At 64.4% G+C, this 684-nt stretch carries 2 protein-coding genes; both read left to right on the plus strand.

The genetic code is table 11. The annotated features are described in order from the left end of the window. A partial coding sequence (locus tag VZP09_RS24700) for a nucleotide-binding domain containing protein (RefSeq protein WP_328795532.1) occupies positions 1 to 513 on the plus strand: 513 nt, incomplete at its 5' end. Beyond that, a partial coding sequence (locus tag VZP09_RS24960; RefSeq protein ID WP_172437475.1) for a class II aldolase/adducin family protein occupies positions 506 to 684 on the plus strand: 179 nt, incomplete at its 3' end. The genes VZP09_RS24700 and VZP09_RS24960, both read left to right, overlap by 8 nt.

The following is a 684-nucleotide window of genomic DNA, read 5'->3' on the forward strand; positions in this document are numbered from 1 at the left end:
CCNGNGGTGGTGCTCTCGGGCTCCTGCTCGGTGATGACCAACAGCCAGGTGGCGGCCTATCGTCAACAGGCCCCCGCCCGCGCCGTCGACTTAAGCGCCTGCTTTACCGATCTGGAGAGCTACGTCAGGACGCTGACTGACTGGGTGGACGCGCAGCTCGATGCGCCGCTGGCGCCGATGATCTATGCCACCACCGAGCCGCAAACGCTGCAGCGGATCCAGGCGCAGTATGGCGACAAGGCCAGCAGCGAACGGGTGGAACAGCTGTTTGCCGCCCTTGCCGCCGCCCTGAAGGCGAAAGGATTTACCCGCTTTATTGTGGCCGGAGGGGAAACGTCGAGCATTGTGGCGCAGACCCTGGGGGTTGAGGCGTTCCATATTGGGCCGACCATCTCCCCTGGCGTGCCCTGGGTGCGTGACACCCGCCAGCCGCTCTCCCTGGCGCTGAAGTCAGGTAACTTCGGCGATATCCAGTTCTTTGCCCGTGCCCAGCAGGAGTTTCGTCATGACTGAGCAACAACTGCGAGAGGAAATGGTACAGATTGGCGCCTCGTTGTTTAGCCGCGGCTATGCCACCGGCTCCGCTGGCAATCTGTCGCTGCTGCTGCCGGACGGCAACCTGCTGGCGACGCCGACCGGCGCCTGCCTCGGCGAACTGCAGGCTCAGCGGTTGTCGGTGGTGAC

It is taken from the genome of Klebsiella sp. EMBS2024, from assembly GCF_036233805.1.
GTDB lineage: Bacteria > Pseudomonadota > Gammaproteobacteria > Enterobacterales > Enterobacteriaceae > Klebsiella > Klebsiella pneumoniae.